This is a genomic window from Anatilimnocola floriformis (genome assembly GCF_024256385.1).
Lineage (GTDB): Bacteria > Planctomycetota > Planctomycetia > Pirellulales > Pirellulaceae > Anatilimnocola > Anatilimnocola floriformis.
The window spans coordinates 3,174,300-3,192,072 of sequence record NZ_JAMLFW010000001.1 but is presented as its reverse complement, the minus strand read 5'-3'; the positions used below and the strand labels follow the sequence as shown (position 1 = coordinate 3,192,072).

Annotated in this window: 14 protein-coding genes; 6 read left to right on the top strand and 8 right to left on the bottom strand. The window is 57.3% G+C overall.

The features are described 5' to 3' along the window. Positions 1-242: 242 nt before the first annotated feature. Complete coding sequence (locus M9Q49_RS12305) at positions 243-620, bottom strand: hypothetical protein (RefSeq protein ID WP_254509041.1); 378 nt, start codon at positions 618-620, stop codon at positions 243-245. On the opposite strand from M9Q49_RS12305, the gene M9Q49_RS36000 reads away from it, so the two are divergent. Both M9Q49_RS36000 and M9Q49_RS12300 read left to right on the top strand, forming a co-directional pair. Then, positions 613-1,032 carry a Holliday junction DNA helicase RuvB C-terminal domain-containing protein gene (locus M9Q49_RS36000; protein ID WP_390843890.1) on the top strand — a complete coding sequence of 140 codons (420 nt, stop codon included), beginning with the start codon at positions 613-615 and terminating at the stop codon, positions 1,030-1,032. The two genes, M9Q49_RS12305 and M9Q49_RS36000, sit on opposite strands and share 8 nt — an antisense overlap. Before the next feature lie 21 nt (positions 1,033-1,053). Then, positions 1,054-1,767: a helix-turn-helix transcriptional regulator gene (locus M9Q49_RS12300; protein WP_254509040.1), complete on the top strand. Its 714-nt coding sequence runs from the start codon at positions 1,054-1,056 to the stop codon at positions 1,765-1,767. A 58-nt stretch (positions 1,768-1,825) separates the two neighbouring features. On the opposite strand, the gene M9Q49_RS12295 is transcribed toward M9Q49_RS12300, so the two are convergent. The 3 genes from M9Q49_RS12295 to M9Q49_RS12285 form a co-directional block, all read right to left on the bottom strand. Continuing rightward, the gene (locus tag M9Q49_RS12295) at positions 1,826-2,182 is read right to left on the bottom strand and encodes a hypothetical protein (RefSeq protein WP_254509039.1); all 357 of its coding nucleotides are present in this window, start codon (positions 2,180-2,182) and stop codon (positions 1,826-1,828) included. Between the two features lie 17 nt (positions 2,183-2,199). Beyond that, positions 2,200-3,036 carry a DNA adenine methylase gene (locus M9Q49_RS12290; protein WP_261365050.1) on the bottom strand — a complete coding sequence of 279 codons (837 nt, stop codon included), beginning with the start codon at positions 3,034-3,036 and terminating at the stop codon, positions 2,200-2,202. A 174-nt stretch (positions 3,037-3,210) separates the two neighbouring features. Continuing rightward, a complete protein-coding gene (locus tag M9Q49_RS12285; RefSeq protein ID WP_254509037.1) occupies positions 3,211-3,669 on the bottom strand; it encodes a hypothetical protein in 459 nt (152 codons plus the stop codon). 347 nt (positions 3,670-4,016) lie between these two features. On the opposite strand from M9Q49_RS12285, the gene M9Q49_RS12280 reads away from it, so the two are divergent. From M9Q49_RS12280 to M9Q49_RS12265, 4 genes are all read left to right on the top strand, one after another. Further along, on the top strand, positions 4,017-4,781 hold the full coding sequence (locus tag M9Q49_RS12280) for a hypothetical protein (RefSeq protein WP_254509036.1): 765 nt from the start codon (positions 4,017-4,019) through the stop codon (positions 4,779-4,781). A 163-nt stretch (positions 4,782-4,944) separates the two neighbouring features. Beyond that, on the top strand, positions 4,945-5,208 hold the full coding sequence (locus M9Q49_RS12275; RefSeq protein ID WP_254509035.1) for a helix-turn-helix domain-containing protein: 264 nt from the start codon (positions 4,945-4,947) through the stop codon (positions 5,206-5,208). A 49-nt stretch (positions 5,209-5,257) separates the two neighbouring features. Beyond that, entirely contained in the window at positions 5,258-6,736 is a 1,479-nt protein-coding gene (locus M9Q49_RS12270; protein WP_254509034.1) for a hypothetical protein, read from the top strand. A 438-nt stretch (positions 6,737-7,174) separates the two neighbouring features. Beyond that, the gene (locus M9Q49_RS12265; RefSeq protein WP_254509033.1) at positions 7,175-8,386 is read left to right on the top strand and encodes a hypothetical protein; all 1,212 of its coding nucleotides are present in this window, start codon (positions 7,175-7,177) and stop codon (positions 8,384-8,386) included. 125 nt (positions 8,387-8,511) lie between these two features. Here M9Q49_RS12265 and M9Q49_RS12260 read toward each other — a convergent pair whose 3' ends face one another. From M9Q49_RS12260 to M9Q49_RS35740, 4 genes are all read right to left on the bottom strand, one after another. Beyond that, positions 8,512-10,008, bottom strand: coding sequence for a DUF1501 domain-containing protein (locus tag M9Q49_RS12260; RefSeq protein ID WP_254509032.1), 1,497 nt, complete (start codon positions 10,006-10,008; stop codon positions 8,512-8,514). Positions 10,009-10,021: 13 nt separating this feature from the next. After that, positions 10,022-11,104 (bottom strand): DUF1552 domain-containing protein, encoded by a 1,083-nt coding sequence (locus tag M9Q49_RS12255; protein ID WP_254509031.1) that lies wholly within the window; start codon positions 11,102-11,104, stop codon positions 10,022-10,024. Between the two features lie 236 nt (positions 11,105-11,340). Then, complete coding sequence (locus tag M9Q49_RS12250; protein ID WP_254509030.1) at positions 11,341-12,390, bottom strand: glycoside hydrolase family protein; 1,050 nt, start codon at positions 12,388-12,390, stop codon at positions 11,341-11,343. 228 nt (positions 12,391-12,618) lie between these two features. Then, positions 12,619-17,763 carry a PVC-type heme-binding CxxCH protein gene (locus tag M9Q49_RS35740; RefSeq protein ID WP_315861171.1) on the bottom strand — a complete coding sequence of 1,715 codons (5,145 nt, stop codon included), beginning with the start codon at positions 17,761-17,763 and terminating at the stop codon, positions 12,619-12,621. Positions 17,764-17,773: the final 10 nt, after the last annotated feature.

The window sequence follows — 17,773 nt, the reverse complement described above, 5'->3', positions numbered from 1 at the left end:
AGTCGAAAAATGAAACGGTGAACGAGGGCGACTGCCAGACTCATCCGCTGCTTCTGTTTTGTGACACCCGTCGCCGATGCAGCGTTTTTTCCATCCTCACCACTCCAAGCAAAGTTGCGTTTCGCTTCGCCCCATCCCAGGCATCGGCCGGCCGTCCAACAACGGGTTCACATTCGATGGCCACGCTTTTGTGACGCCCGTCGTCCGCTACGTATTGGGCGTCCCGCAGAATCTACACCACCTCACTCCACCCGCTCATATCCCAGCGCCTCGAATGCCGCCGTCAGGTCATCGTCATCCGGCCATCCGCCCTGATCGTCCGTGTTCTCTAATGAGTTGGGGCGATTGTCAGACAGCCACGAGTACGTCTCATCCTGCCAATTCTCTGGCAGGTCATATTCCCGCTTCAGTCGCCAAGCGGCGTGTTCGATGTTCTCGAACGTGGCTTCGCACTCCCGATTCGAGTAATCCATCTCATCGAGAATCGGGTAGTCGGCCATGCGCTCGGCCAGTTCGTGGTAAGTCCGAAACGCTTTGGTAACTCGACCCCGCTTGAACACCCGCACGCTGAAGCCGCTGACGTGGCCGACAGCCCAGTGGCTGTGGGATTCGATGATCACATCGGGATCGTCGGTCTCCGTGAATGGCTTTAGCGCCGCCCGGATCGCATATCGGTCTCGTGGAACCCCTCGGCTCGCACTTCGATTGCTTCAATCGTGTCACCGTGTTGCACGGTCTGTCGGCGACTCGACAATCACGGCGGCGCATCTTCATCGTGCGTGTGAACTTGAAGAAATCGACGACCTTGGCTTGGGGCCGAACGAGCAAAAGTATCTGCAAATCCTGTCATCAGGGCCGACACGCCTGAACGTGGTCGCATCGATTCTCAGTCTTCCAACTCGCACCGTCAGTGCCGTGATCGAGCCGTTCTTGATTCGATCTGGACTGGTCACGAAGGAAAAAAGCGGGCTTCGAGAACTGACCGCCGATGGCCGTGAGTTTCTGTCTCAATCGTGTCAGCAATCCGTCTAACTTTTGCAGGAGGAATGTCGAATGAGCGCCCAGATTTCAACTCAAACCAAGGCAATCGTGACCGTTGCCGAGATGGCTCGCATGGTCGGATTGTCTCGTGCGAGGTTTTACCAATTGATCGGGTCGGCATTCCCAACGCCGGATCGTGACCCTGAAACCGACCGTCCATTTTATGTTGAGGATGCGCAAAAGGTCTGTCTTGAAGTGCGCCGTCGAAACTGCGGCGTCGATGGCAAACCGATCCTGTTCTATTCCCGGCGAGGCGGAGCGCCCACGATGCCGACGAAACGACGGGAGTCCAAGCCGCAAGAGAAAGTGAAAAACAAATATACCGGCATCGTCGATGCAATGAGAGGTCTTGGCCTCGTCGGCGTCACCGATCAACAGGTCGGTGTGGTCGTCGCCAAATTGTTTCCGGCGGGCATCCGCTTCGATAGTCAGCGCATGAAGCGGATGATGACGAATCACGGCTATCCGTCCGAAATGATCGGAAGGGTTCTGGGGCTTACGGACAAACTTGGCGTCGATGAGACCTTTGCAATCTTCCTGGCGAATTTCTCGGCGGCTCAGGAAGACCATTTGAGGAACCGGAATGAGGGCAGATTTGCCCATGTTAAGCACTCGGGACATCTGCTGCTAAGCAACCTGCAAAAGGTTGTTAACAAGAAGAAGGCGGCTAGTCGGCGCTGGGCGGATCAAATGGCGGGTTACGAATCCATGACCGCCTGCGTGTGAGCGAGGCGGGAGTGCTGGCTTTTGCAGGTAATAATGTAATGGGTGCGTCGACTTGCGATTAATAAGTTCGATTGCCGACCAACGATTCCAAAGTCGTCATCCGCACAATTGCGGGAGTGTCGGGTTTTGCAAATCGAGTGCCGGGTTTTGCACGGTAAACTGCATTGAGTGACGGCTTTTGCTGATAATAAGTCTTCCTCTTAAATCTGTCATAAACCTTTGGGGAAATTATCCTACGGATGATAAATGCAAATGCAATCGCCTTTCTCCTCGGCAGTTCAATCACCTTGTTGTTCCGTCGTCGTGGTTGCGAGTGCGGGCGACGACGGCGTGGTGGTTGGCGGCTGACGCAGTATGCTCCGAGTTGGTCGAGTGTCCAGTTGTCCGCAGGGACTTCGCTTTCGTTGATCAACATTTTGATTGCTCCGGGGATTAAAGGCGGCGTCCGTGCTGGTCATAATTGAGCCACACGACTTCCGTTCGTCGTGGCTTCTTTCGTTTCGGGGAGATCGTGCAGCGCACTTCAAAGTCATGCCGCCGCCAACCGCCAAGCAGTTCGTCGTAAAGTGGGTGTGGATAACCAGAAATCATCACTTTTGCTTCTGTCCGGTTCAAGGCTTGCAGCAGCGCCTGATGATCTTTGTCGCTGAACTCTGACGAATACATCTTTTTGTTAACACGGGTGCTGCTTACGTAAGGCGGATCAGCGTAGATGAACGTGTCGGGGCCATCATGGCGCTTTAGCACCTGCTCCCAAGGTCGATTCTCGATCAGGATGCTACGAAACCGGCGGGCGACGGCCGCTACATTTGCGGAGATATGGCTCCAGCGGTGTGAGGAAGGCATCTGCAAGTTGACGGCGAAGCCACCTGCCGTCGCAAGTGACGGAGCCTTGCCGGTGAACCCGAATATGGCGCACACCATAAATGCCCAGGCTCGCTTGATCTGGTCGGACTCATTTGAGTGAACCATGTCAATACATTGGGCGAACTGAAACCGACTATAGGGCGTGTATTCGAGGCGACAAGAGAGTTGCTTGCGTTTCGTCGGTTCCTGTAATACGGAGAAAATGTTTACTACATCCTTGTCGAGGTCATTGTAGACCTCTTCCTTTGAACGAGGCTTGCGAAGGACGTCCGCTGCAGATCCGCCGAAAAGTGAAACGTACCGGACATGATACGGCATCAGCGGAACGAGTCGTGGCATCATTCGCCATTTCGATCCTACCCACGGAAATAATTGTCGTACTTGTGAGGTTTGTGGTGTCATTTATGGTAATCCCGAATGTGTGTTATGTTGCGTCGTGACGAGTGTAGTTCTAATAGATTGCGGCGCAATACAAAATATCGATTACTGCTAGTAGCATGTGCGGTAGTGCGATGGCATAAAATGTTTTACAAGTAAAAATTGAAATTCCGGCTTTCCGCTTTTGCCAGTGAGGTGTTAGGCATCGGCGTTAATCTCTTTTAGGCGGTCGTAGAATGCCTGTTTGCCTTTGCCGGTTGCGGCGTTCCATTTGGCGAGTCGTTCAATAGTGTCATTTCCGCTGTCGAAGCACTGTCTTGCAATTAGTCGCTCTCGGTCGAGTCGCTCGTCCCTGCGTTCGACCTGGATTGCTAATGACTCGTTGCTTACGATGATGATGCCGCCGTCGAATGCGAAGCGGTAAAGTTTGCGTTTCGTTTCATAGGTCACAAGCCGAATCTTGCCACATGTTGCGGCGCAGGCACTGCGTAGCAACCCGGCGGCGATCTTATCCTTGTACAGATGCTCGCAGTCTTCAAATAGATGAACTCGGTCTGAGCCATAGTAGAGCGCATCGCAAAGGGCCGCTGCTGTGACATGGCTGTTGTGGTGAATCCACTTCTTGGGGCCGGGATCATCGTCAAGTTGGGCGATCACAGCATGGCTTTTTCCGTGTCCGGCTGGGCCGTGAAGAAAGAAGGCTGGGCAATACCCTTGCGACACGGCACGCACGCTTTCACGGACAACCGCTGTTCGTCTGGCGATCTGTTAGAGGATGGCTTCGTTGGGCATGGTTTCAAGTCCCCTTCGGCGGAAAGTCGGAAAGTCGGAAAAGCGAGCGTACCGCCATGATGAAGCGGCCTCGATCTTGCCTTGGCATTGTGTGAGTTTCACGGGTGGCCGACTACGCAATTTCCTACTCGTTGTGCAACAATGTGCATCGTTGTGCAGCGACGAAATCGTTGCTGAAAGGCAAGCCCAAACAATGCGTACCGGAGTAGATCGTGATCGTCCTTGTCACTACAGCGCCAGAAGTGATGTACCAACCGGAAGGCGTCGGCCAAGCGTTCGATGGCCTTCGGAGTGACGTGTTGAAACTGCTGGCCAAGCTCGCAGAGGATAGCGATTCCAGAATCATCGTTTTCGACCGGAAAAATGCAGTTGCACTCGGCGATTCAGGAAAATTCGTCTCAGAAAGGGCGGAGGCGATCTACTCTGATCGCCTCGGTGTGGAAGCCGTTTCAGCGGCGCACTTTGTAGATGCCGTCGAGGCTTACTGTGGCGTGCAATCGAGATGTCAGTTCGTCGCATCGATTCAGGATGCGGACTTTTTCTTCAACCCTCGGCAAGAACTGGGGACGTTTTCGAGGCGGATCGACGAGTCACCTGATGTGATTCACCAACTGAACTTGCTTGGAGAGTATCTGGGTGCGCTCGACGGCGACTTGCTGATTTGCGTTGCGCTCTCGCAGTCTCCAGATCGCATCGCCGAGTTTGTTAGCGAGTCAGGCTGGTCTTGGGTGAGGCACAGAGGAGGTCAATTCCAACTGGTGCGTGGCCCAATGCCAAAAGCGTTCGAGGCATGTGGTCAAATGACCCCAGAATCGCCGGATATCGAATGGAGTCAGGCCATGACGGTCGAACAATTGGCCAATCGAATTGGCGTTCACCGGAATACAATGCGAGATTATCTGAAGAAACAGAAGATACCGAACAGAAAGCTGGGCAGCCTCTACCAAGTGCCGTCAGATCGTTTGCACAAGAGGTGACGAAAAGCTTCTGCGGATCGCACTTGGAACTCAGCGACGGCCTGTGATGCACAGTTCTGCACACTATTGCACAACTATGCCTGTTTCAACTTCTATCGTGCGGAACTGATCGCTATGAATTGGGCGAGACAACTGTTTCACCAGTCCTTGCGGTCAGATAGCCATGAAGAAGTCCGACGAACTAAGTTCAGTTTTTGCTGACATCGCTGCGAATCTCGCTCGCATCGCCGATCATTTTGATCCGCCGCCGCCGGATAAGGTCGGAACTCCCTACGTTGCGGAGCGTCTGGGCTGCACGACCGACTACGTGGCTGTCATGGTTCGGGAAGGCGCAATTCCTCATCACTGCCTTGTTCCCGGCACCGGGACAGGCAAACCGTGGAAGTTCTTTCGTGATCGCATCGACCGGTGGATCGAACAGCGCTGATTTTTTTGTCCGACGGGCGTCTAGCTGTCGAACCAAAGGAGGAATACCGATGCCACGAAAGCCGAAGATCGAACCGAAACGAATCACCGTCGTCATTGATGGGTCGCCAATCTCAGTAACCCTTCATCCGCCCAGCGGGCGGATGAAGGCGTGGTACGTCTATTGGGCCGGACTCGGTAACAGCAAAAGTACCGGCGAACGTGAACTTACGGCGGCGGTGGCCGTGGCTGAAACAATGCTGCGAAATGGAGGTGAGCGGCCAATGCCAGCGGAAGGTATTCTTTCGGATGAAGAATTCCAAGAGATTCAGCGTCATCATTTCAGCCTAAAACAGTCAAAGAGTAGCGCACTACGATCTGCCAAGTCACTAAAGAGTTGCCTAGAGGCAATCGACGCCTTTAAGCGTATCTCCAAACTTCCGGCAGTCAGTCTCGCTACCCCGGATGATTGCTCACGGTTTGAAAAGGCCGCACTAAAGTTGCCTAAAAGCTGGCGATTATCCTATCCGAAGGCGAAGAAGGATGGGGTAGCCAACCTCAGCTCGAACACCGTGGCCAAGTGGTCAACTGCACTCGCTGCAGCGTTTGAGAGAGCCAACATCAACGGCGGAAGGAAATGCGTCAGAGGCGTCGTGCCGACTGAAAAGCTACTGCAATCCAATCCGTGGCGGAAGTACAATCCGATTGTCGCAGCGGAGAAGCCAAAACGGCACCTGAGCAACGAAGAACTGCTTTCGATTATTGATTTTCTCGAAGGTGAATGGGCTGGGATAGCAGTCGCCGCCGCAGCCGTGAAAACATGCCTTTGGAGTTGGACCCGGCTTTCCGAGTTCACCAATTTGTCTTGGGATGATTCTCGGCCAATTGGACAGGAATGGCATTTTCGGATTGTGGGAAAATGGGGAATGGTCAAGTGGGCGAGGTTGCCTCTTGGGTTAATTGAAGAACTTCAGGCGATAAGGACTGCCAGCCCGTTTGTCTTCGCCTCGTATAGTGATCAGTTGCGCTCGTATTACCTGCAAGCGGACCAGAAACGAATTGCTGCCCAAGTTAATGGCGAGTTCTCGCCCTCAGCGTTCGCAAGTTGGTTCCACGAACGAATCACTCAATGGGCGAAAGAGACGAATCGCCAAGAAGCAACCACACATGCGCTCCGAAAGACCTCACTCCAGCATGCACTGCGAGGTGAAGACGTAAGCCGCTTGGTTGCGAAGGATGCAAAATTGACCGAGGCGGTCATGACAGCTCATTACACATCGGTGGAAGAAGAACAGTTACGTCAGGCGAGCAACCGAGCGTATCACCGAATTGTTCTAAGTCTGCCGCAAAATGTGGCCATTCGTTACGGTTATCGTCCCGAAAGCACGGAGGACGACTTGAAGCGCCGGCTATCCGCAGCCAGTGTTGCAGAGGATTGGTCCTTAGTGGGCAAACTGGCGGCAGAACTGGGCCAGATTTTGCAGCCGACAAACGGTGAAAAAAAGCCTTTGAAGGCTGCTGGAGAGGGCGGCGTTTCTGAAAATATCTGAACGCCGGATTCGCCCGCCGAACTGCTTTTCAGAAACGCATCGCAAGTCCTTTGCATATCAGGACTTAAAAGTACACCCAGGAGGGCTCGAACCTCCAACCTTCGGTTCCGTAGACGGGACTAGTCCAGCCGCCGAATGATCTCACGTCCTTGCTGAGTTTGATCTTAGAGAGAATCTGCTGTTTTGCAAGGCGTTGCGAAGCGAAGCGAGATTTGCGAGGAAAAGTAGTATTCGAGCTGATTCGTCCGTATTCCTCCGTACGGTCCTATGTTTGGAATTTCAATTGATGAAAAGCGTTCACTGTGCGGCGAGCCGATTGCTCCATATTTTTGATGCGCTGGTGATTCGCATAAGTTGCAATTGCATCTCGCCAAGTCAATCATGGGGCGTCCGCTGCAGACGAGCAGCGCTGAAAGTCCCGGGGCTGAGGACCGCACGATGCTGAAACGGATTTGCTCATGGGTGCTGTTGATTGGCACGCTCTTGCCGGCGGCTCAGGCCGACGATCGGCAGATTAAGATAGAGCTGCCGCTTAAGACGCCGCGATCGCGGGTGTCGGTGCTGGGCGGTCCGCAGGATAAGGCTGAGTTTACCGTCTGGGTTCCTGCTGGAGTCAAAACGGTGCGCGGCGCCATCTGTAACCCGTTCGCGAAGATGGAAGAGGTCAGCCCGCACTGGCAGGCGGCCTGCCGCCACTGGGGTTTCGCCTACGTGCAGGCCGATTTCGACGCCGTGAAGAAGGATGAGTACCTTCTGCTGGAAAAGGGACTGAAGCACGCTGCAACTGAAACAGGCCACAGTGAACTCGCGTCGATGCCGCTGTGTTTTCTGGGAATGTCTCGCGGTGGCGGTATGAGCATGCAGCTGGCAGAATTGATGCCTGCCAGAACGATTGCCAGCTCGCCTGTTTGCCTGGAGGTCGGGCCCACATCGCCGGCGACGCGGCAGATTCCCGTGCTCACTGTGTTTGGCGACAAGGATGGCACGCAGCTGGAGAAGCTGTTGCAGAAACTGCCAGGCGAGCGGAGTGAAGAGGCACGGTGGGCGATCGCGGTCCAGTGGGGCCGCGGGCACGAGTTCGGTCAGGCCAACAACTTGTCGTTCGTGTTCTTCGATGACGTGATCCGCACCCGTCTGCCGGTCGACGCGCACCCGGGGGAAGGGGCCGTGCTCAAACCATTCCCCCTTGTCAGTGGCTGGTTGAGCGGGCCCATCGAATGGGTCAAGAACAAGCCAGTATCGACGGCCCCAGCGGCTGCGCCTTACGACCGGTTTACGGGCGACCGTTCTTCGGCGGTGTGGCTCCCCTCGGGCCGCGCGGCCGCGGTCTGGCAGGCGTTCGTCTCCGCCAGCCGCGAAGTGCAGATTACCGAGCCCGCCGGGCTGGGAGACGGGCAGAAGTTCGCGATCCAACCAGCCGATCGGCGGCTAAAGTTTGTCGGCAAGATCGCCGGGGACAAGCCGACCAAGATCGAAGTCTGGAATGGCGACGTCCACCTGGCCACGATTACCGAAGAGCCGTGGGAGGTGGAAGTCGGTCCGCTAACGCCGGGCATTCACTCGATCATTTTCAAAGCCATCGGAACTGACGCGACACGATCCTCCCGTCCGCATACGATTGTTGTTTCTACAGCCGCGGAGATAAAATGACGCGGGCCACGCTGAGTCGGCCGCACTGGACGGCACACCGACAAACGCGCCGGTGAGAAATACTGCAACCGCGGTGGGAGGCCACTCTGGATTTGCGATAACCGAGTGACCCGAGATTAACTTCTTCAGAACATTTCAGCAATTTGTCGACCGCGGCTGGCGCGTTCCATCACAATCTTCGGCAGTCCGGTGTCGAGTCGAAGTTTGCCAACGTCGAACATCGCGTGCATGATTGTCGAATGCAAATCGTCGATCGAATAGGGATTGTCAGCGGGTTCGCCACCGCGTCGGTCCGATTCGCCGACCACCTGACCATGCTTCAGCCCGCCGCCGGCGAACACCAAAGGGCATAACCGCGGCCAGTGATGGCGGCCGAGATTTTCGTCCAGGGACGGAGTGCGGCCGAATTCGCCTGTAATCACGAGCAGGATCTTGTCGTCCAGACCGCGATCGTGAACATCTCGCAAAAACGCCCCTACCGCATGATCGAGGGGCGGCGCGAGGATGCTCATACCTTCCGGTATGTTTGGAATGCCTTTGCGGGCGTGAAAATCCCAGTTGGAATGAATCACCGTTACAAAGCCACAGCCCGCTTCGCAGAGCCGGCGTGCCATCAGGAGTTGTCGGCCGAGCGAGATGCCGATCGACGGTCCGCTCCGTTCGAACTTCGACTGATCGTTGCAGCGATAATTGCGGAAGCGTTCGGTATCGTACGCGGCGAGGATGCGAGGATTCTCTTTGGCTAAATCCAACGCGTCGCGCACTTCTCCGCCCCGCAGCACTTCGAGGGCGCGAGCGGTGTTAGCATTGACGGCCTGCATCGCTTCGCTGCTGTCTAATCGCCGGTTGAGCTGATCGAACTGCTTGAGCAGCTCCAATCGCGAGTTCAGACGACTCGCCGCGATCTGCGGTTGCAGATCGCCGATGAGCGGATTTTCGGACGCCTCGTCGTTCTTCCGTTTCTTCTTGCCGTCTTTCGCTATTCCTTCGGCCATCGGCACCTGGAACTCAAAAGGCGAGAATGAAGCGCCCAGGTAAGCGGGCTGACAGCCTTCGACGACCGATTCAAACGAACCCGCGAAGCCGGCGCGATCGCCCGTATGATCGAGCGTCGGCGGAATGAGCACGTGCCGGGGCATGCCCGTTTGCGAATGGGCCGCGCCGGCGACACGGGCATACACGGCTCCCATTCCCGGATGCTTGATCGGCTTGCCATCGGGAATGGTGATGTCGGCGGTCATAATCTGCTTGTGAGCGCCGTTGTGTTCCGCGTGGTGTGTGTGGAACGAGCGAACGATGGTCAGCCTGTCCGCCAGTTCAGCCATCTGCGGAAAATAAGAAGCGAACCGCACGCCCGGCAAAATCGTGGGAATATGCCCCGCGATGCTGGTGGATGTTCCCGGTCCATCCGGCTTGGGATCCCAAGTCTCATGCTGACTCGGCCCGCCGCCCAAAAACAGCAGCACGACAGCTTTGTCTTTGACGTAGTTGTTGCTCTGAGGAGCGGCGAACAAATCCGCCAGCGACAGCCCGCCCACGCCGAGCGCGCCGGCCTGAATGAACGATCGCCGGGTAAGGCCATCGCACATACGCAAGTTTGGACCGCAATCAATCTTGAGCATCCGAGTCTCTTTCTTAAGCCAACAGTTCCGAAATGGGGCCGGTGCTTTCCTTAAACGACTTCACTGGGCAGCGCATCTGCTGCAGGATCGTTAGATACAAATCCGAAGCCGGTTTCGTGCCCCCCTTAAACTTGACGTGTTGGCCATGCTTGAAGCCCAGCTTTCGTCCACCCGCAAGCAGCATGGGGAAGTTGCCGCCCGAATGGCTGCTAATCTGCGAACCGCCTAAGAGCAGCATGGTGTGATCAAGTAGCGTGCCGTCGTTGGCTTCGATTTCTTTCAGCTTGTTCATCAATCGGGCTAGGCAAGCGCAGAACATCTCATCACGCAGGCCGAGCACTTTCACATCGGCATTGTCCTCACCGCGGTTGCCGGAGCCCTTGTGATGCACATCGTGGGCGCCGCGGACGGGGGCGCCGGCGGCCTGAGCCCAGTCGCGATAGTCGTCGTAGTTCGGGCCTCCTTCGCCGCCCAAACTGTGGGTCACGACGCGCGTCATATCGGTTTGAAACGCGAGCGCGATCAGGTCCATCATCAGTTCGATGTGCTCCTGCATCCGGTTCTTGCCCTGCGGCTGCAAGCGGACCGCCGCTTCGTCGAACTTCGGCCGGCCGCGTTCCAGGATTTCTTTGTTGTCTTTCATTCGCAATTCAACTGCACGAATGGATTCCAGGTATTGATCCAGCCGCTGCCGGTCAGCCGATCCGAGTTGTCGGCGGAGATCACCCGTCTCTTCGAGGGCGGTATCGAGAATGCTCTTATCCAGGTCGAGGCGAGCTTGCGCTTGCTTCAGTTGGCCGGCATCCGCGGGCGGAAACAATCGCTCGAAGACTGTCCGATAGTTGCCGATCGCGGGAATGTCCGCGCCCATGGCGTTTCGCGAAAGCGTGCGGGTGCCGGCGCCATCTTCAAACGAAAGTGCGAGCGAGGAAACGTACGTTGGCCCGACGTGCGCGGCCGTCACCTGATCCATCGAGATCGTATTGGTGATCGTGCCGGGCGTTTGCTTGATGTTCGTGCCGGTGAGCCAGTTGTACGGGTGCTCGTGGCCGCTAATGCGGCCTTGAATGTGGAGCAGATTGCTGATGTGCTCCACGACTCGATCTCGCGCAGATCCAAGGTCACAATTCAACCCGCGGCGGACTACATCGCGCGAATGAGTTTGCGATTGGCAACCTTCAAGGCCAAGAATGGGCATGACACACATCCCAATAGCAGACGGAATGCGGCGTTAACCACCATCTGTCTGGCCCATGGCTTCTCCTAGCTTTTGCTGGGGCCTGCCAGCGGCTTTTTTTCTTTCCACAACATTCGATTCGTGCAAATTCCCGCTCACTTCAGCAGGATCTGCACGTTGAACGTGCCGTCGCGGTTCTTGTTGTCGCTGGCGGCGCCGAAGAGGACGATGGGCGTCTCGCCGTCGAACAGCAGCGCCGGCCGCTCGATCGTGCTGAAACTCGTCGTGCCATCGGCCCATTGGTAGCGGTTGCCCAGGACCTTCGGGTGGCTCGCCGGCTTCCAGTTCAACCCATCCTCCGACTGGAACAGCACGATGCCGCCGGAGGCGCCGGTGAACTTGCCCACCACGTCCCGCGCCACGGCGTAGTACCGGTTGCCATACTGTTTGCTGAACCAGATGTACGGATCCTCTGCCAGCATCCAGTGCTTGCCGGCGTCGGCATCGTCCGATTCGAAGATGCGCCCGGGTTTCTTCGTGTATGGGCCTTCGGGTTTGTCGGCCATCGCGGCGCCGTAGCGAACCTTGCCGCCGCCAATCTTCCCCTCGACGTACTCGACGGCCTTGTAGACCAGCAGCACCCCGCCATCGGCGCGCTCGCAGCCGGCCGGGTTTGTCACGCAGAGTGAATCGAACGCGGTCTTGTCATCGCTAATGGTCACGATCGGCTGATCAAGCCGCTGCCATGGGCCGTTGAGGGAGTCGGCGATCGCCACGCCGATGCGCTGGTGATTGCGGTGCGTCCAGTTCAATCCCTTGCCGATCTCACCGTCACCATAATTGCCCACGTAGAATAGGCAATACTTGCCGCCGATTTGCGCGATGTTCGGGTTGTGCGTGCAAGAACCATCCCAGAATTTCGCCCCGCGGGCCGGCAGCGCCACGTCATGATGTTTCCACGGACCCAGCGGCGAATCGCCCACGGCGTGAGCGATCTCGGAATTCGTCACCCACGCCTGGTGCCCCAGCTTTCGCGGCCAGCGCGAGTAGAACACGTGATACTTGCCGTCAACCCCTTTGATCGGCGCACCGCACCAGATGTTGTAATCCGGATCGAAGAGCTTGGCCGTCACCGGCGCGGGTTTCACCATCGCGCCCAGATCAAGCTCGCCGGCACCGGCAACGGAAACGACGAGCAATAACACGAGACTACATAAGATCATTGGGAGTGCGAGCCGTGACGCTAACCGGACCGGGCTCGAAATTCGGATGAACTTCAATGGGCTAGGTTCATGCTGTTTCAAAAATGTCAGGGGCTCGGTTTGCTGCGCTGTAGCCAGGCTTGGAAAACACAAGTCGCACAGCGAAATCAGTGCGCGCGAGGGAGTCAAGGAATTGAACATGGCGATTAACTTCGTCGAGCGGAAACTGAGCTACTTTTTGAACGCGGCGTGCTCGGAATCTCCTGTCGCCAGCAGAAATGCGAGCAAGTCCAGGATTTGTTCCTTGTCCAGCGTATTCAACTGGCCAGCAGGCATGATCGACAGGGCTGACGGCAAGCGCGAATCAATCGACTCTTTCGCAATCGTATGTTCCTTCGGGACAGGCGTCGGGGAATACAGCACAATCGTTTTCTTGTCCTCAGAAACGACGTTGCCGGTCACTATTGTCCCGTCATCGAGGGCCAGCGAAATCGTGCGATACTTCTCCTCGATATTGTGCGAGGGCTCCAGAATCTCGTGCAGCACGGCTTTCGCATCCCCCTTGTACTTTTTGACGACGTCTTCGAGATTCGGACCGATTGCCCGCGTCGGCGCCATCCCGTGGTGACCGAGATGATCACCGCCGGAGTGACCTGCAGTAAGTGAAAAGTCCTTCGCGCCCAATTTGTGGCACTGGACGCACGCCAGAGTGTTGAACAGCATCTTGCCCTGGGCGTGGTTCCGTTGCTCTCCCACGCGTTTCAGGTCCGCTGTCAGGTCGTCGAGCTTCCATTCCGTGATTTTCTTCACCTGCTGAGGGTTCTTCGCCAGGAACTCCTGGAGATTATTCGTCACAAACAGGGTCCCGCGCATCAACTGGTGGTGCCCCGGGAAAGAGCAGATATACGGGTACGCCCCTTCGGCAGTCGGAGCCGTGAAGTCGATTGACTCCTCCTGCCCGTAGTCCACCAACTTGATCGACCACAGAATGTCCTTGCTCTTCGGCACGAAACCCACCTCAAAGCCGCCGGCACCCAGTGCGATCGCCTGCAGCCCGACTTCATCGGCCTTGCCCGGGTTCACGAGCAGGATGTTGTGCGGCATGAAATCGGCATTGGCAAACGTGAGCCGGACTTTCTTGCCCGGCTTCACGGTCAGCTCTTTCACGTCATACATCATCTTCTCGGGGATGGTGCCGATGCGGATGGTCGTGAGCTCGGGGGTGTCGCTGAGGATGCCCGACTTTTTCCCCGTTGTCGCCAGAGTTTCGTTAATCACGCCGCCGTGGATGGTCTTGTCTACATTCTCCCAGAAGTGCTTCACGGTGGCCGCCGCGATCCGCGCGTGAGGCACGGGCGATTGCAGCAGCACCTGGTTGAGCAATCCCTGATTCTTGACATTGTGCTGCTGGTGCAGCCAAAGCGCTTCCAGCAGATGATGCGCGTCCTCTGCCTTCGTCGGGTCAAACTGCTTGATCCATTTCTTGGTCTCCGCCATGACCTCCTTGGTGTCGCGGCCACTCAATTCGACTCGCGTGCGATGACGGATTCCGTCGACGGGCGATTTCAGATTATCGAGCAACGCCGGGATCGGCTGGCCATGAATGGCGACCGGTTGCTGAAAGGGACGCCCCTTGGCGGTCATCCGGTAGATTCGGCCGTGCGTGTGATCGCGATTGGGATCGCGGATGTTGTGTTGCATGTGGCCGATGATCATATTGTGCCAGTCGCTGATGTACAGCGATCCATCGGGCGCGAAGATCGCATCCGAGGGGCGAAAGTTCTTGTCAGCACTCATCAGCAAACCGCGCGACTTTTCCTCCGACTTCGTACCGTCGGGATTCGACCGGACGGCGACCAGTTCATCACCGGCCGGCTCGCCCCAGACATTGCCGGTCTCGGGATTGCGCTCCAGGTGATAGTGCTTAATCCCTAGGAAGCCAATCACGTTGCAGATCAGGAAATCCCCCTGCATCGACTCAGGGAAATGCGCACTGCTGACGACTTCGCTGGCCGTTACGGGGCGGACTTCTTTCTTCAAGAGATCCTGCATTTTGAAGCCGTTCTTGTCCGGGCGGACCTGAAAAGCCCGGCCACCGGTGCCGTCGGTAGCGTAATGGTATCCCCAGTTATCGAACGCAATGCCGTGCGGATTCGGCGAGTTGTTTGCATGTAAGGCAATGGTGAAACGCCGCGGATCGAAGCGATACATGGCGCTGGCGGACGACTGCAACGAGGGCCCCCAGGGATGCTCATGGTTGTGCACCATGAAGACGCCGCTCTGCCAATAGATACCGCCATCCGGGCCATAGACCAGGTTGTTGGCGCCGTGGTGCGTGTCGGATGAATCGACGCCCTGCAACATCACGATGCGCACGTCGGCGACATCGTCGCCATTCGTATCCTTGAGAAACAAAATCTCCGGAGCGCTCGTGACAATGACGCCGCCATTCCAGAACTCGAAACCCAACGGATTCTGAACCTTGGCAAACTCCGTCACGCGATCAGCCCGACCGTCGCTATTGTCATCGTGCACGATGAGCAGCGCATCGGTCATCGGCTTGAGCGGCTCCCAGTTCGGATAGGTCGGCCAGACCGCGACCCACAGCCGCCCCTTGGTGTCGAACTGCATTTGCACGGGATTCGCCAGCTGCGGGAACATCGCCTCATCAGCGAACAGGCGCACCTCAAAACCCTTGGCGACGGCCATGTACTGGATGGCTTCTTCGCCGCCGACATAGCTCAGCGTCCCTTCCTTCACGGCGCTCGAACTCTTGCTCTTGCCGCCGACGTTCGAAATGACTTCGACGGGCTGCGGAACCTTGCTGTCGTCGACCGGCGCATCCTTGCCGCTGGCCACGGCCCACACCCGAGCGTCACGATTGGCAGCCATCACGTCGAGCATCGACAGTTCATGCTGCAGCACCGCGGCATTCGTCTGCTCATTGGTGAAGGCCAACTTGGAGCGCCCGCCCCAGATATCGTTGCCATCCCGTGCTCGGTAGCGATTGTTCCAAATCAAATCCTTGTCCAACACAGCCTGCCGCAGCGGTTGCAGCGACGCTGAGGCGTTCACCGTCTTGCCTAGCAAGCCTTGCGAGATGATTTCCGCCAGGCGGCGGTTGCCTTGGTCCGACAGATGCACCCCGTTGATCGTGAGGGGCATGTTCGCACTCTCGAACAGTTTTCGGGTGGGATTAAACAGATCGACGTAGCCAACCCCTGCTTCTCTCGCAGCTGCTTCCGTTGCTTTTGTGTAGGCTTCCAGCTGCACGTTGTGCGCTTTGCCGTCCGGCACATTCGGATTGCGGGTGTCTTCGTGCGCGATGGGGCTGAACAGCACGATCCGCGGCAGGCTCTGGCCATTCGGTTTCGCGCCGCGCGTCCGCTTCACGAATTCGAGCAGCTGAGCTTTGTACTCCTCCGGCTTGCCGTCGAACGACTCGTTGTAACCGAAAAAGGCCAGCACGACGTCGGCTTTCACGTGCCGCAGATATTCGGTCATCGAAGTCGCGCCGCCGCTCCGTGGATACGAATTCGGCCGGTCGCCACTCGCGCTCAGATTGCGAAACCGCACTTGCTGGCCTGGCAACTCACTCTGCAGGACCGTTTCCAGCCAGCCGTCGTGCTGCATCCGATCGGCGAGACCGTTACCCAAAATGGCAACGACGTCCTCCTTCTGAAACTTGAAGGGGGCTGGGTCGCGATAGTCGGCCGGCACCTCGGCCAGCGCGGGTTCATGCGGCTTCGCGCCTTGGTCACCACCGGCCAGCTGAACTTTTCCGCCGACTGGTTGGCCGGGCTTGCCATCGTACGCGAGATACTGCAGTTTGCCGTCCTTCTTGACGTCAACTTCGAGTCCCTGCGGCGCCGCGACACCCTTCACGGAAAAGACTTCTTTGCGATCCACATCGAGCAGGGTGAGCGTGAAGCCTTCGAGCCGGTTCTCGAACCCACTGCGATTCCACACGCCGACCTTGTCGATGTCTTTCGCTTCACCCAGATCAAGTTCCCACCAAGGATTCTTCTCACCTGAGTTGGCAGTGTGCGTCTGACCGTTTTTGCCCCAGTCAGGATGCTTGTTGCCGTCGATAGCCCGCGACGCGGCGGCGCCGCCATGCGTGCTTGACTGCGTCGCCTTGCCGCCGGCAGCGATATTGCGGCCGGCGCTGAACACTTCCACTTCGGCCAGCGTCAGGATGCGTTTGTCGCCGGGCAACTCAATGCGAACGAATCGAGCCGGCTTGCCGGTGACGAGCGCCGCAGCCGGCGCGGTGATAACGGGGACATCCTTGGCCGCTGGTGGAGCAGGTGGATTCTTCGTGTTATTGTTGGCGGGAATCGGACTCTCGAAACCGGCGTATGCTTCCGGTTTGATGCCGCGGGCATACGCGCCGCCGCCAAACGTGTTTGGCTTAAACGGACCCACGAAGTCGATCTTGGCATCCGGCTTGATGGCGTCTTCCAGCCCCAGGGCCCAGAAGCAGCCATTTACGAGCAGCCGGCGATAACCGGCATTGAGCACGTCTTCGGAGGTGCCGTACAGCGACGTGAAGACGCGACCGACCTTGCCCGACGGGGACTTGTAACTCCGCGTCCACTCGGAGGGCATTGGCGGCTTGGTTTCGTCGGCGGGCGATTCGGGAGTCATTCCGTTGAGTGGCTGAGCCATGGTCAGGATCTCGCCATCCACCGGCTTGCCGACATATCCGCCGGCCTGCACCCAGACATCCTTGACTCCGCGCAATATCGGATGGGTCTGCTTGTCGGCAACGAGCGTGATTCGGGTGCTTTGCCGATGATTCGTCCCGTAATGTCCGATCCAGGTTTGACCGAGCACCTGGTGACCGAAGCCCCGATCGTATTCAGCCCCCTTGTAACTGGACGAATACTTCGCGAACGGGTCCTGGCCTTTGATTTGGAAGGCATGTGTCGCTGTCCGCAACCCGACAACGGGTCCGCCCCGGTTCAGGTAGGCGTCGAAGTGCTTCATCTGCTCCGGCGGAAAGTGCTGAAACCGCAGAAAGACGACTGCGAGGTCGGCAGTGTCGAGCGCCTCCATCCCCGGCATGTTCGAGTTGCCGGCCACGATCTCGCCACTGTCCTTGTCGATATTGAACAGCACCGTGCACTTGAAGCCGTGATGTTTGGCGAGAATCCGCGCGAGCGCCGGCAACGATTCTTCGGACCGATACTCGTGGTCCCCGGCGAGAAAGACAATGTGCTTGCCTTGCCCCGGGCCCGCAGTTCCTGCAAACACGAGCGTACCGGCCATTGCGGATTGGCCGGACAAGTTCTGAGCGATCGCTACTCCCGCTGCGCACAGCAAAGTGAATGACAAAGCAATGCTCAGACAGCGTGTATATTGACGTTGCATAGGAGGACTT